The 14,317-nt window shown below is 74.4% G+C and carries 12 protein-coding genes and 1 rRNA gene; 11 read left to right on the top strand and 2 right to left on the bottom strand.

The window, feature by feature from the left end; genetic code table 11:
- Positions 1–27: 27 nt before the first annotated feature.
- The 10 genes from rrf to AMK19_RS32420 all read left to right on the top strand — a co-directional run bounded on the left by rrf (position 28) and on the right by AMK19_RS32420 (position 11,945).
- Positions 28–144, top strand: a 5S ribosomal RNA gene (gene rrf, locus AMK19_RS32465).
- 252 nt (positions 145–396) lie between these two features.
- Positions 397–1,743, top strand: coding sequence for a sensor histidine kinase (locus AMK19_RS32460; protein ID WP_241844697.1), 1,347 nt, complete (start codon positions 397–399; stop codon positions 1,741–1,743).
- Positions 1,695–2,363 carry a response regulator transcription factor gene (locus AMK19_RS32455; protein ID WP_073818865.1) on the top strand — a complete coding sequence of 223 codons (669 nt, stop codon included), beginning with the start codon at positions 1,695–1,697 and terminating at the stop codon, positions 2,361–2,363. Before AMK19_RS32460 ends, AMK19_RS32455 begins: the two co-directional genes overlap by 49 nt.
- 226 nt (positions 2,364–2,589) lie before the next feature.
- On the top strand, positions 2,590–4,371 hold the full coding sequence (locus AMK19_RS38525; protein ID WP_143200520.1) for a DUF2637 domain-containing protein: 1,782 nt from the start codon (positions 2,590–2,592) through the stop codon (positions 4,369–4,371).
- Positions 4,372–4,532: 161 nt separating this feature from the next.
- A complete protein-coding gene (locus AMK19_RS32445; RefSeq protein WP_073818861.1) occupies positions 4,533–5,816 on the top strand; it encodes a DUF6986 family protein in 1,284 nt (427 codons plus the stop codon).
- Between the two features lie 303 nt (positions 5,817–6,119).
- Positions 6,120–6,767, top strand: a complete 648-nt coding sequence (locus AMK19_RS32440; RefSeq protein ID WP_073818859.1) for a YigZ family protein — start codon at positions 6,120–6,122, stop codon at positions 6,765–6,767.
- A 288-nt stretch (positions 6,768–7,055) separates the two neighbouring features.
- Entirely contained in the window at positions 7,056–8,549 is a 1,494-nt protein-coding gene (locus AMK19_RS32435; protein ID WP_073818857.1) for a hypothetical protein, read from the top strand.
- Positions 8,550–8,749: 200 nt separating this feature from the next.
- Entirely contained in the window at positions 8,750–10,456 is a 1,707-nt protein-coding gene (locus AMK19_RS32430) for a restriction endonuclease (RefSeq protein WP_073818855.1), read from the top strand.
- 73 nt (positions 10,457–10,529) lie between these two features.
- On the top strand, positions 10,530–10,967 hold the full coding sequence (locus tag AMK19_RS32425) for a DUF6278 family protein (protein WP_073818853.1): 438 nt from the start codon (positions 10,530–10,532) through the stop codon (positions 10,965–10,967).
- A 246-nt stretch (positions 10,968–11,213) separates the two neighbouring features.
- Positions 11,214–11,945, top strand: coding sequence for a ZIP family metal transporter (locus AMK19_RS32420; RefSeq protein ID WP_073818879.1), 732 nt, complete (start codon positions 11,214–11,216; stop codon positions 11,943–11,945).
- 14 nt (positions 11,946–11,959) lie between these two features.
- Here AMK19_RS32420 and AMK19_RS32415 read toward each other — a convergent pair whose 3' ends face one another.
- Positions 11,960–12,865, bottom strand: a complete 906-nt coding sequence (locus tag AMK19_RS32415; RefSeq protein ID WP_073818852.1) for a LysR family transcriptional regulator — start codon at positions 12,863–12,865, stop codon at positions 11,960–11,962.
- 97 nt (positions 12,866–12,962) lie between these two features.
- On the opposite strand from AMK19_RS32415, the gene AMK19_RS32410 reads away from it, so the two are divergent.
- Positions 12,963–13,889 (top strand): EamA family transporter, encoded by a 927-nt coding sequence (locus AMK19_RS32410; RefSeq protein WP_073818851.1) that lies wholly within the window; start codon positions 12,963–12,965, stop codon positions 13,887–13,889.
- Here AMK19_RS32410 and AMK19_RS32405 read toward each other — a convergent pair.
- Positions 13,810–14,280, bottom strand: coding sequence for a MarR family winged helix-turn-helix transcriptional regulator (locus AMK19_RS32405; protein WP_073818849.1), 471 nt, complete (start codon positions 14,278–14,280; stop codon positions 13,810–13,812). The two genes, AMK19_RS32410 and AMK19_RS32405, sit on opposite strands and share 80 nt — an antisense overlap.
- Between the last annotated feature and the right edge of the window lie 37 nt (positions 14,281–14,317).

Genomic DNA, 14,317 nt, shown 5'->3' with positions numbered 1-14,317 from the left:
GGTGGGTGGTACACAGTTTCATAGTGTTTCGGTGGTCATAGCGTGAGGGAAACGCCCGGTTACATTCCGAACCCGGAAGCTAAGCCTCACAGCGCCGATGGTACTGCAGGGGGGACCCTGTGGGAGAGTAGGACGCCGCCGAACAATCTTTCAGGGAAAGCCCCTCGCCTCACGGCGGGGGGCTTTTTCGCGTTCCCGGAACCGGTCACTACCGGTCGGGGTGGAGTTAAGTCCACCTGAAAGACGGGAGGCACGGCCAATGTGCCGGCCGGGGGGTCGGAGAGAGACTGAGAGCGTTCTTGGGGACGGCGATCAACTCTCGGGGAGTAGGCCTTGGCGACGACAACGTGGTTCGACGGTGGGGCCGCCAGGTCCATTGCGGGGGAGCGGCTTCGCGTGGGGGTGCGGGCCTGGGGGCAGGGCGTGGTGATGACGGTGGCGGCGGTCGCGGGGCCGGTGGTGCCGGTGTTGGCGGCGCTGTTCACGGGGCTTGCTGCGGTGCAGGTGTTCGACGGTGGGTCACTGGCGCCGTTCGTGGCGGTGCCGAGCGCGCTGGCGATGGGGGCGTCGGTGCTCTACCTGCTGGTGCGGCACGGTGCGGCGTGGACGCGGCAGCGGGTCGAGCGGGTCTCGGGGGAACCCTGGCGGGTGGTGTATTCGACGCGGGAGCCGCTGGAGCAGGACGCGCGCGGGTTCTGGTGGTCGGGGGCGTCGTACCACCGGAGGCTGGAGGTGGCGCGGCTGGTGCAGTTCGTACGGTGGGCGCTGCGGGATCCGCAGGTACGGCGGGAGGGCCTGTGGCTGTTGGCGAACCCGGCGGGCGTGGCGGCGCTGCTGGGTGTGCCGATGTTCCTGGTGTGGGGCGGATTGATGTTCGGGCTGACCGGGCAGGTGGACCGCCGGCAGTTCTTCGGCATCTACAACCACCCGATGAACCTGCTGATCTCGCTGCTGATCGGCGGGGCCATGGTGGTGGTCGGGCTGCTGGCGATGCCGAGGGCGGTGCGGGCGCACCACGAGCTGGCGTGCCGGGTGCTGGGTGGTGCGCCGAAGGAGAGCCTGGCCCAACTGACCGAGCGAGTCGCGCATCTGACGGAGACCCGGGCCGACGCGGTGGACGCCCAGGCGGCGGAGTTGCGACGGATCGAGCGGGATCTGCACGACGGGGCACAGGCGCGGCTGGTGGCGATCGGGCTGACGCTGGGGACGATCGAGCACCTGATGACGAGCGACCAGACGGCGGCCCGGGAGCTGCTGGCAGAGGCGCGCGAGTCCTCGGCGAAGGCGCTGCAGGAGCTGCGGGATCTGGTCCGCGGCATTCATCCGCCGGTGCTGGCGGAGCGCGGCCTGCCGGACGCGGTACGGGAGTTGGCGTTGACGGCGGTGGTATCGACGGAGGTGACGGTGAGCCTGCCGGGCCGGCCGGAGGCGTCGTTGGAGACAGCGGTGTACTTCAGCGTGAGTGAGTTGCTGGCGAATGCGGCGAAGCACGCGCGGGCCCGGCAGGTGTGGGTGGACGTGCTGTACCGGGCGGGCCGGCTGCGGGTGGTGGTGACGGACGACGGGCACGGGGGTGCGCGGATGGAGACCGGCGGTGGGTTGCGGGGGATCGAGAAGAGGTTGGGTACGTTCGACGGAGTGATCTCGCTCGAGAGTCCTGTGGGCGGGCCGACCACCATCACCATGGAGCTGCCGTGCGCGTTGTCCTCGCCGAGGATCTCTACCTCCTTCGCCAAGGCCTGACACGGCTGTTGGAGGTCCACGGGTTCACCATCGCGGCGGCTGTGGAGACCGGGCCCGACCTGCTGGAGGCGCTGCTGTCGGAGCGGCCGGACGTCGCGGTGGTGGACGTCCGGCTCCCGCCGACGCTGACGGACGAGGGTCTGCAGGCGGCGTTGGCGGCGCGCCGGGAGATACCGGGCCTGCCGGTGCTGGTGCTGTCGCAGCACGTCCAGCAGTTGTACGCGCGGGAGTTGCTGGCGGACGGCACCGGCGGGGTGGGCTACCTGCTGAAGGACCGGGTGTTCAACGCGGACCAGTTCGTGGATGCGGTGCGCCGGGTGGCGGCCGGCGGGACGGCGATGGACCCGGACGTGATCGGCCGGCTGCTGCAGCACAATGCGGGGTCGGAGCCGTTGCAGCGACTGTCGCCGCGGGAGCGGGAGGTGCTCGGGCTGATGGCGGAGGGCTGCTCGAACTCGGCGATCGGCGGGCGGCTGACGATCAGTGACGGGGCGGTGGCCAAGCACATCGCCAACATCTTCGGGAAGTTGGGGCTGGCGCCGACGGAGGACGGCAACCGCCGGGTGCTGGCGGTGCTGGCGTACCTGAACGGCGCGACGGAGCGGCCGGCCGCCGGGTAGCGCCCGGCAGAGAGGTGTGTGCGGTGGTGTGGACCAGTGGAGGAGTGGTGCCGGTCCGGCCTGCCGACAGGAGTGAACGCCCGTACGAGTAGTATCCGGTGGGCCGAGTCTGTCAACGGCGCATCAGTACCGCGGTGTCCCGCGGCCGTGCGCCCCGGGCGGGGACGTGTACTCGGCGGCTACAGGTCCTACGGCAGCTGCCGAGTCCCAGGGGTTGATCATTCGAATGGCACGTCCTTCCCTTACCCGCGCGCACCGGGCTCTGCTGGGCGTGGTGGCCGTCGGCGCATGTGTCATCTCGGGCATCGGTTTCGCCGGCTCGTACAACTCGGTGCGGGACCTCGCGCTGGACAAGGGCTTCGGCACCTTCGCCTACGCCTTTCCGATAGGCGTCGACGCGGGCATCGTGGTGCTGCTCTCGCTGGACCTGGTGCTGACCTGGCTGCGGATCCCGTTCCCGCTGCTGCGGCAGACGGCGTGGCTGCTGACGTTGGCGACGATCGCGTTCAACGCGGCGGCGTCCTGGGGCGACCCGCTGGGCATGGCGATGCACGCGGTCATCCCGGTGCTGTTCGTGGTGGTGGTCGAGGCCTCGCGGCACGCGGTGGGGCGGATCGCGGCGATCACCGCCGACCGGCACATGGAGTCGGTGCGGCTGATGCGCTGGGTGCTGTCGCCGGTGCCGACGTTCCGGCTGTGGCGGCGGATGAAGCTGTGGGAGCTGCGGTCGTACGACGAGACGGTGCGGCTGGAGCAGAACCGGCTGGTGTACCGCGCGCAGCTGCGGTTCCGGTACGGGCGCGGCTGGCGGCGGTCGGCGCCGTTCCAGGCACTGCTGCCGCTGAAGCTCGCGAAGTACGGTGTGCCGCTCGACCCGACGGTGCTGGACCGGATCGACGGCCCGCTCCAGGGGCACGGCGGCGCGGCGATCGAGGCCGAGGAGACGGCGCGGGCGGAGCGGCCGGCCCCGGCGGCCGGTCAGGTGACGCAGGGTCAGCCGGCGGCGCTCGGTGCGTCGGCGCCCGCCCAGGGGCCGGCCGCAGCCGGGCCCGCCCCGCAGCCCCAGCCCCAGCAGGCTCAGCCTCAGCAGCCCCAGGCCCAGCAGCCCCAGCAGGCCCAGGCGCAGCAGCAGTCGGCGGTGCCGCCGGTGTCGGCGGCGGTCGCGGTGCCGACGCTGGCGAAGCTGGCCGCGGTGCGGCTGCGGGACCAGCAGGACCCGGAGGGCGCGCAGGCCGCTCCGATGGTGGATCAGACGTCGGACCTCAACGTGTGGACGGCGCGCCCGGTGCGCTCGCACGTGGCGGAGGCCGACCAGGTGCACACCGCGCGGGTGCCGGGCCAGGCCTCGCCGTGGTTCAAGGCCCCGCGTCCGCAGGACGAGGAGGCGGCGGACCGTCCGCAGTCGGGGTACCAGCCGGCCGACGGGTACCCGGCGCACGCGGACCAGCAGTTCGCCGAGCAGCAGTTCGCGGAGCAGGGCTACGCCGAGCAGGCCTACCCGGAGCACGGCGGCTACCCGGAGGGCTACCGCCCGGCCGGGTCGGAGCAGCAGCGAGTGCAGGCCAACGGGCACGGCCCGGCCCGCCCGCAGGGTCCGCACGCACCGCAGGCCGCCCCGCAGCCGGTGCCGGTCGACCCGAGCGGTCGCCCGATGGCGCAGGACCAGCAGGTCGAGCCGATCCGGCTGGGCGGCCGGCCGCTGCGGCTGGACGCGATGATGGAGGCGGAGACGCGGCCCTTCGCGGAGGGCACGGAGGGCGCGGAAGAGGCGCCGGCGCGCCGTCCGTTCGCGGGTGGGGCGGAGCCGCTGAACGCGGACGAGTGCTTCGACGCGCTGGTCAGCTACATGGAGGAGAACCAGCGCCACCCGGACGAGCGCCGCTTCGCCGAGTACCTGTCTCAGCGAGGCGTCCCGGGCTCCCGCCAGGACGGCGGGGTGGCCCTGAAGGACGTCGAGAAGATCTGGGACCAGCTCCAGGAGCGGTACATGGAGTCGGGCCGGGAGTGACCGCCCCCGCGCGGCCCTGACGCCGCCTCAACTCCTCGACGCGCCACGCCTCGTGGCCGTCCACCGGTTCTCCGGTGGGCGGCCATTGACGCTTCCGCGGGGCCGCACTACGGTCACCGGACCGTTCCGTCGTGCCCGCACGGTGAGTGGAGGAGCCCCGGATGTCGCACCCTGCCCGCGCCGGAGCCGACCGGCCCGTCTCGTTCTCGGACGCCGCCCGGGCCGCCGTGGAGGCGCTGCTGGCACCGGTGGACGCCGAACTGACGCGACGCTACCCGGGCGAGCGGCCCGCCCGGCAGCCGGTGCACACCGTGTACGTGCCGGCCGACGCGTTCGGGGCGCACACCGTCCGCGAGTGGGGCGCGCGGGCGCTCGCCGTGTTCGACAAGCACGCCGGGACACCCGCGCGGCTGGCCCGGGCGCTCGGCGTGCCCGACGACGCGCTGCTGGCGGACGTGCACGCCCGGGTACGGGCCAAGCTGGCGCGCGAGCCGATCGAGGACCTGCGGATCGACTTCGAGGACGGCTACGGCCCGCGCCCCGACGCGGAGGAGGACGCCGAGGCGGTGCGGGCCGCGAAACTGGTGGCCGCGGCGGCGACCGAGGGTACCGGGCCGCCGTACATCGGCATCCGGGCCAAGTGCCTGGAGGCCGCCGTCCGGGCCCGCGGCATCCGCACCCTGGAGGTGTTCCTCGGCACCCTGCTGGCCGAGGGCGGCCTGCCCGACGGACTGCTGCTCACCCTGCCGAAGGTCAGCCACCCCGCGCAGGTCGCCGCGCTGGCACGGCTGTTGGCGGACTTCGAGCGGCGGGCCGGGCTGCCCGACGGGCGGCTCGGGTTCGAGATCCAGATCGAGACCACCCAGGCCGTCCTCGGCCCGGACGGCCGGGCCACTGTCGCGTTGCTGATCGACGCCGCCGAGGGCCGGGCCGTCGGACTGCACTACGGCACCTTCGACTACAGCGCCGCCTGCGGCGTCGGCGCGGCCCAGCAGAGCCCGGACCACCCGGTCGCCGACCACGCCAAGGCCGTCATGCAGGTCGCTGCGGCCGGCACCGGCGTCCGGCTCTCCGACGGCTCCACCAACGTGATCCCCACTGGCCCCGCCGAGCAGGTGCACGCCGCCTGGCGGCTGCACCACGGCCTGGTCCGGCGCGCGCTGGCCCGCGCCTACTACCAGGGCTGGGACCTGCACCCGGCCCAGCTGCCCACCCGCTACGCCGCGGTGTACGCCTTCCACCGCGAGGGCCTGGACACCGCCTGCGCGCGGCTGGCCGCATACCTCGCCAAGTCCGGCGGCGCGGTGCTGGACGAGCCGGCCACCGCCCGCGCCCTCAGCGGCCAGCTGCTGCGCGGCCTGGACTGCGGCGCCCTCGACCCCGCCGAGGTCACCGCCCGCACCGGCCTGGACCGTGCCGCCCTGCACGCCCTGGCAGGCCGCTGAGCAGGCACGGCCCGCAGCCTCGCGGACACAGGCCCCAGGGCCTGTCTTCAAACCCCGCCTGCCCCACGGCCCCTGGCACGCGCTCTCGCCGCACCGGGCGAAAGACCGAGTACACCCCGTACGAGGCCTTCCACCCGGCACGCCGAGAGCACGCACCTGGGGGCACCTCCCGGCCGAAGGCTGGGGGCACGCCGCGGGGCCGCGACGGCGGTTTGAAGACAGGCCCTAGGCTGGGCGGCAAGGCCGGTGGCCGCTGTTCGCGGCGGCGCCGGATGGAGAGCGACAGCGGAGAACACCAGCGTCATGGCCGAGCCCAGCCCGAAGCCGTACCTGACCGTCCGGGGCGATGGCAGCCACGAGTTGGAGATCAAGAAGTCCCGGTTCATCTGCCACCTGGCCCGGGTCGCGGACGAGGACGCGGCGCAGGCGTTCATTGCGGCGATCCGCAAGCAGTACTGGGACGCCCGGCACAACTGCACGGCGTTCGTGGTCGGGGAGGAGCAGCCGCGCGAGCGGTCCAGCGACGACGGGGAGCCGGCCGGGACGGCGGGCGTGCCGATGCTGGAGGTGCTGCGGCGGCGCGGGGTGACCGACACGGTCGCGGTGGTGACCCGGTACTTCGGCGGCATCAAGCTGGGCGCGGGCGGGCTGGTCCGGGCGTACGGGGCGGCGGTGTCGGAGGCGTTGGACGAGATCGGGCTGCTGGAGCGGCGCCCGGTCGCGCTGCTGTCGGTGGCCGTGGACCATACCCGGGCCGGGCGGCTGGAGAACGACGTCCGGGCGGCCGGGTACGCGGTGGCCGGGTTGGAGTACCTCGCGGACGGGGTGCGGATCGAAGTGGGCGTCCCCGAGCCGGAGGTGACGGAGTTCCACACCTGGCTGGCCGAGGCGACCGGCGGTTCGGCGACCGCCGAGCCCGCCGGTCGGACCTTCGTCGAGGTCGACGTCTGAGGACCCGCCGGGTGGGCGGTCGAGGCCGGAACAGCAGCCGGTTTTCGGCCAATTTCCGGTGCGGACAAGGCGTTCGGGCACGCTGCATCAACTGCGGGCGGGCGGGTAGCAGAGGCCGCGCGAGACGAGTTCCGGTTGCCGACCGATGACACTCGAACGAAGGAACCACGGCCGGAGAAGGAACTTTCACTCCCGGTCGCTTCGTCTCCTGGACAGGACACCGCGATTCGGCACGGCCCGGAAGGAGGACTCGCAGACCGCAGCACCGCACCTCGGGAGGTTCCGCGTATGCCCACCGACCAAGCCCAGCCGCCCTATCGGCTGACGGCCGCGACACCACGCCCGCACCACGACACGACCGCCCTCGTCGACCACCTGCTCGCCGCCTGGCTGAAGGCGGAGGGTTATGACGAGCCCCCGCCCCGCGACGCCGGGGCCCCGCCGGAGCGACTACGGCTCGGCGACCGGGTGCTGCTGGACCGCGACGACGGCCCGCTGCCCGGCCGCGGCCCCGGAGCCCGCTACAGCCGCCGCCGACTGCGCACCCCCGCTCCGCACGGCACCGACCAACTGACCCTCACCCTCGCCTCCGAGGACGCCGACAGCCCGACCCGGCTGCGCGTCGAGGCCGAACACCTGCCCGCCGGGCCCACGCCGACCGGCCACGGCCGGGTCCCCGTCCCGGAACTCGTCCGCCGCCTGCTGCCGTTGCTGGACGCCACCGAGGGCCCGGTGCCGCTGCCGGTCGCCGCACGGGTGCTCGGGCCCGCCGAGCTGGACGACCTGATCGACGAACTGTGCGACCCGGAACGGCAGTTGCCGACCGTGGTGGCCAGTGTGCCGCCCGCCGTGCCGATCGAGGAGTGGCAGGAGACGGTGCTCGGCCCGCTGCTGCGCCAACTCCCGGGCCTGGCCTCGATGTACGTGCTCGGGCACGCCGCGCTGCCGCGGTTCAACCTGGCCCTCGAATACCACAAAGTGTACGGCGGCGCGGTCCGCACCTTCCTGCCCGACGTCGACCCGGCGTCCCGCACCGACGCCGCCCGGCACCCCGTCCTGCCGCGTGGCCGGATCGACGAGAACCTGCGCCGCGCCGCCGCGCTGCTGGCCCGCGAACCGCGCCGGGTGGCCGCCGAACTCGCGCTGCCCGCGCCGCTGGACGCGGTGCCGCAGCTGTGGCTGCCGCCCGAGGCCCGCAAGGCCCCCGAGCGCCCCGCGCACCCGGCGGTCCGGCTGGAACGCTGCCGGCTGCGGATCGAGCAGCCCCGCCCGCCGCGCCGCCCCCGGTGCGGCACCGGCCCGGGCAGTTTCGGCGAACTCGTCGACCGCTTCGGCGAGTTCCCGCTGCTGGACTTCACCGGCGACAGCAAGGAGACGCTCGCCCTGGACGGCCAGGCCGACGGCCCCGGCTGGGCCCGGCTCACCTGGGACGGGCTGACGGCGCTCCAGGAGTACGCGGACGCCGCCGTGCGCGGCGAGGCCGGCGGCGACTTCAAACAGTGGTGCGAGCACACCCCGCCCGGCTGCCACCGCTTCCCGCCGCGCAAGGCGGTCCGCGGCGAGTCCCGTACCGTCGCCAGCCACGGCAAGTGGAAGCGCCAGCGGATGCTGCCCGTCCCCGCCGTCGTGGACTCCTCCTGCCGCGCGTTCATGGGCGCCCACCTGCGGATCGGCGGCGGCGGCACCGCGCCCCGGGTGCACTACCTGGACGACTGTTCCGGCAGTGGCCGGATCTACGTCGGCTACATCGGACTGCACCTGACCAACACCCGCACCAACTGACCTCCGCACCCGCACCGGATCCCCGGGGCCGACCCCACGTCGGCCCCGCTCGGGGTGCGGCGCGGCCGATCCTGTGTCAACGGTCGGCCAAACCACGGAGGTTGGCTGACCCGGAGCGTTCGGCGGGGGACAATGCTGATCGGGCCCCGCCTACGGCGGCCCTCCGACGTGCGCCGGACGAGCAGGGGGAACGACCGCCGATGCAGCATCCATCCGAGGGCCGCGCCGACGGCGCCGCCACGGTGCTCCAACCCGGGTTCCTCGCCTCGCTGTTCCGCGAGCTCGGCGCCGACGAGGACGAGCCGCCCGCCGCGCACGAGCCCTCAGCCGGGCAGGAGCCCCCGGCCGCGTACGACCCGCCCGCCGCGCACCGCCCGGAGCCCGCCCCCGTCGTGCCCCCGCCGCCCGTCGCACCGCCCACCGCACCGCCCGCCGCGCCGCCCGCACCCGCTGCGGCCGCCGCTGTCGCCGACGACCCGGTGACCGCGCACGGCCGGGCCGCCGCGCTCACCCACCACCGCAGCCTCGCCGTGCAGGCCGACCACGAACGCCTCGCCGGCCTGCTGCGCCGCGCCGCCCAGCCGGTCTCCGCGATGGACTTCGAGAGCCAGCTGCGCAGCTACCGCCCCAAGCCGTACCCGGACGCGGCCCCGGAGGCCGAACCCGAGCCCGCCTGGGCCGACTTCGCCCCGCCCGAGCCCGCCGAGACCGACCCAGACCAGCCCCGTTCGCGCCGCCTGCTCGACTCCGGCTACCAGCGCGAACTCGCCCAGGCCCGGCTGCTCCACCAGCGCGCGCTGCGCGAGTGGCGCACCCGGCAGGCCGACCTCGCGGACAGCGGAGCGCTCGCCGCCCGGCAGGCCCACGAGGAGGCCGAACTGGCCCGGGCCCGCGCCGTGCAGGAGTACAACGACAGCCTGGAGGAGTGCCGCCGGGCCTACCGGCAGGCCGAACCGGCCGCCGTCGAGTCGCTGCTGGAACGCGCCCTGGCCGCCGCCGAGGGCTCCACCCGCGACCTGCCCGCCCCGTGCCACGCGGTGTTCCGGGCGCTGACCCGGACCGCCGTCCTCGACCTCGACCTGCCGCCGCTGGACACCGTCCCCGCGCTGTCCGGCTACCGGCTCGGCGAGGACGGCAGCGTCGAACCGATCCGCCGCCCCGACGCCGACGTCCGCGCCGACTACCTGCGGCTCGCCGCCCGCCTCGCCCTGCGCGCCCTGCAGGCCGCCGACGCCGTCGACACCGACGACGTGCTGGCCGGCGTCGTGCTGAACGGCTGGCTGCGGGAGCCCGGCCGCCCCCCGCGCTGCCTGCTCAGCGTCGACGCCGACCGTGACGCGCTGGCCCGCACCCGGCTGGTCCCCGACTCGGGGCACCTCGGCGACGACGGCGTGTACGCGGACGCCGAGCACGACGAGTCGCTGCTGCGGCTGCGCGCGCTGGCCGCCGTGATCACCCCCGACCCGTACGCGGACGAGGCAGTGGTGCCGTGGGGCACCGCCGAGGCCGCGGTGCCCGCGCTCGGCGAACTCTCGCCCGGCGAATTCGCCCTGCTGGTCAGGGCGGTGCTCACCGCCGGCGGCCTGGAGGACTGGAGCGTGCGGCTGCGCGGCCCGGCCGGACTGGTTGCCACCGCGGAGGGGCAGCCCGGCAGTCGGCTGCCCGGACGCTGGGTGGTGTGGGCCTCCCGCGGGCCCGCGCCCGTCGCCGCGGAGGAGATCGCCACACTGTCCGAGGCCGTCCGCGAGGAGGGTGCCGACCGCGGCCTGCGGATGACCTGCGGCCAGTTCGCCGACGAGGCGATCGACCTGACCACCGAGGAACGCCACCAGCGGATCCACTTGGTCGACGGCCAGGGCATCCGCGAACTCGCCCTCACCCACCTGGAGCTGCCCCTCACCGTCTGACGGCCCGTCGGAAACCCGGCGGGTCCCGTCCGGCCTTCTGCCGTTCCGCCGTTCGAGGTGTCAGGCTTGGGCCGTGGAGAACGGATACTTCGGCCGCCGGTTCGACCGGCGCCCCGCCGAGCACGCAGAACGGCACGCCGTCGAGCAGGAGCGCGAACGGGCGATGGCCGAGATGTACGCCGAGTGCGGCCTGCTGCGCGAACTCGCCGACGCCGTCGGGGTCCAACTCGACGACACCGTCGACTCGTTGACGGCACTCGACCAGCTGCTGCCGCGCTGGCGCGACGACCCGCAGGTCTCCCGCCGGCTGGGCACCGACGCCGGCCTGTACCTCGGCACGGTGATCCGCCGCCGGATCCCCGGCTCGACCTGGCGGCTCGCCGCCGACGGCCGCCCGCTGATGGTGCTGGCCACCGGCTTCGAACTCGACGTCACGGCCCTCGGCACCGACTGGGCCGAGCAGGGCGCCCCGCAGCTCGCAGCCGTCTACCGGGCCGCCGGGGACGGCTGACCGCCCCGTCCATCGATTGATGGCGCGTCACCCCGACACGTCACCCCGGCGCGTCACCCCGACGGGTCGGCCGGGCGGCGCGGCGGGGGAGCGGCCAGCACAGTGGGCTCCAGGGCCCGGCACCGTCCGGCCCGGGCCGGACGACTGGGCAGCCGTGGGCAGCGGTCCGCACAGCCGTCCGGCCCCTGGCGCGAGTCGGGGAGGCCGAAACTGACCGCCGTGCTGGTCGCCGCGGGCGCCTTCCTGATGACCCTGATCGGCGGATTCGTCGCGCAGCGCACCGGCGACCGCCGCCACCTGGTGCTCGGCTTCGCCGCCGGACTGATGCTCGGCGTGGTCACCTTCGACCTGCTCCCCGAGGCGATGGAACAGGCCCCCGAGAAACTCCACGGAGTGCCCGAGGCGCTGCTGATGTTCGCCGCCGGGTTCCTGCTGATCCACGTGGTCGAACGGGCCGTCGCCATCCACCGCGGCCACGAGGGCGAGTACGCCGCGCACAGCCACACCCACGGACACGGCCACGGACCCGGACACCGGCACCGCGAACAGGGCGTCGGGCTGGCCGCCGCGTCCGCACTGGTGCTGCACAGCGTGATGGACGGCTTCGCGATCGGCGCCGCGTTCCAGGCCGGCACCACCGTCGGCACGGTGGTCGCCATCGCCGTCGTCGCCCACGACTTCGCCGACGGCTTCAACACCTACACGCTCACCCGGCTGTACGGGAACAACCGGCGGCGGGCGGTCGCGCTGCTGCTCGCCGACGCCGTCGCGCCCGTCACGGGCGCCGCGATCACGCTGCTGTTCACCATCCCCGACCACCTGCTCGGGCTGTACCTCGGGTTCTTCGGTGGCTTCCTGATGTACCTGGCGACCTCCGACATCCTTCCGGAGGCGCACAGCACGCACCCCTCGCGCTCCACCCTGGTCTGCACCCTGGTGGGCGTCGGGTTCATGTGGCTGGTGGTCGGGCTGACCTGACGCCCGTCGCCCGCTCAGAGGGCGAGGGCGTCCCAGTGGCGGCGCAGCGCGTCCAGGGTGACGGTGACGGCCGGGCGGCGGGAGGTGCGGGTGCGCCACAGGGCGTGCACCCGGCGGACCGGCTGCGGGGTGACCGGGCGGGCGGCGACCTGCGGCGGCAGTGGGCCGCGGGCCAGCCGGGGGACCAGGCCGAGGCCGAGGCCGGCCGCGATCAGCGCGATCTGGGACTCGAACTCGCCGACCTGGTAGCGGACGTCGGGCTCCTCGCCGAGTTCCCGCATGGTGTGCAGCAGCCAGTCGTGGCAGATGTTGCCCGGCGGCACGCTGGTCCAGCGCTGCCCGCGCAGCTCCGCCATCGGGACGGAGTCCAACGCGGCCAGCGGATGGTTGGCGGGCATCAGCAGGTCGACCGGGTCGGTGCCGAGGTCGAGCCGGTCCAGGCCCTCCTGCACCGGCAGCGGCACGGACGCCCAGTCCTGCACCACCGCCAGGTCCACCTCGCCGCGGGCCACCAACTCGGCCGCCGGGTACGGGTCGCTCTCCAGCAGCCGGACGTCCAACTCGGGGTGCCCGACCCGGAGATCGGCGAGCACGGCGGGCAGCAGGCCGCGCGAGGCGGTGGCGAACGCGGCGACCAACAGTCGTCCGGTGGCACGGCCGCGCTGCTCCTCCAGCGTCACCTCGGCCTGCTCGACCAGCGCCAGCACCTGCTGCGCGGTGTCCGCCAACCCGCGTGCGGCGTCGGTGAGTTGGACGCCTCGGCCCTGGCGCTCCAGCAGCACCGTGCGGGTCTCGCGTTCGAGCTTGGCGATCTGCTGGGAGATCGCGGAGGGGGTGAAGCCGAGCGCCGCGGCGGCGCCGCCGACCGAGCCGTGCACGGCGACCGCGTGCAGGGCGCGCAGGCGTCCCAGATCCATCATGCAGCAATGCTAAACGATGGTGTTGAGACACTGTCGCTGGTGCTGAACAGTCGGTGTGGGTGATGCTCTGACCATGCCGTCCTCCCCCTCCCCTTCCATGGCGCCGCGCCACGTCGCGCTGGCCGTCGTGATCGCCGCCCTCTGGGGCCTGAACTTCGTCCTGATCAAGGTCGGCCTGCACGACTTCCCGCCGCTGCTGTTCTGTGCGCTGCGCTTCGCCGTGGTGGCGCTGCCCGCGGTGTTCTTCATCGGCCCGCCCCGGGTGGCGTGGCGCTGGGTGCTCGCCGTCGGGGTGGTGCTCGGGGTGGTGAAGTTCGGGCTGCTGTTCCTCGGCATGCACGCCGGCATGCCGGCCGGCCTCTCCTCGCTGGTGCTGCAGGGCCAGGCCGGGTTCACCGCGTTGTTCGCCGCCGGCCTGCTGCGCGAACGCCCGGCCCCGCTGCGGATGGCCGGCCTCGGGGTGGCCTTCGCCGGCATCGCGCTGGCCGCCCTCGACCACGGCGTGCACGGCCCGGCCGGGGCGTTCGCGCTGGTCATCGCTGCGGCCGTGGCCTGGGGCCTGGCCAACGTGCTGACCCGCAAGGCCGCGCCGCCGGACGCGCTGCGCTGGATGGTCTGGGTCTCCGCGGTGCCGCCGCTGCCGCTGCTCGGCCTGTCCCTGCTGGTCGAGGGCCCCACCGAGGACTGGGCCGCGCTGCGCGGCATCACCTGGGGCGGCGCCGGCGTGGTGCTGTACGTCGGGCTGATCTCCACGCTGTTCGGCTTCGTCGCCTGGAGCCACCTGCTGAGCCGCTACGACGCCTCGGCGGTCGCCCCGTACTCGCTGCTGGTGCCGATGTTCGGGATGTCCTCGGCGGCGCTGCTGCTCGGCGAGCGGTTCAGCCTGACGGCGGGCGCGGCGACGGTGCTGGTGGTCGCCGGGATCGGGCTGGGCGCGGTGCCCGCTACGGCCTGGGCTCGGCTTCGTACGCCTCTTCGGCGTGCCGCAGCGCCCGCAGCAGGGCGTCCTGCTCGGCAGGGCTGACCGGGGCGAAGTACTGCTGGGCCACCTCGTGCCGGACCTGGGAGATCCGCTCCAGCGCGCCGTGCCCGGCGGCGGTCAGCACCAGGCGCACCGCCCGGCGGTCGGCCGGGTCGGGGGTGCGGGCGACCAGGCCGGCCTCCTCCAGGGCGTCGACCACGGTGGTCGCCGAGCGCGGCGCGATGTGCAGGCGCTCGGCGAGTTCGCTCAGTCGCATGGTCTCGGCGCTCTCGCAGCCGGGAGCGTGCGCGAGGGTGCGCAGGGCCCGGGCCTGGGCGGGGGTGATGTCGTACGGCTCCAGCCGCTGCATGGTCCGCCGGCGGATCCGCTTCATCGCCCGGGTGAGGGCGTCGGCGAGTTCCGCGGCGGTGTCGGCCGGGCCGGGGGAGGTCATGGGCACAGGGTAGCGGTCGGCCCGCCGGCGGTCGGCG

The sequence above is a fragment of the Kitasatospora sp. CB01950 genome (genome assembly GCF_001905465.1).
Taxonomy (GTDB): domain Bacteria; phylum Actinomycetota; class Actinomycetes; order Streptomycetales; family Streptomycetaceae; genus Kitasatospora.
This window is presented reverse-complemented; position numbering and strand designations above follow the sequence as displayed.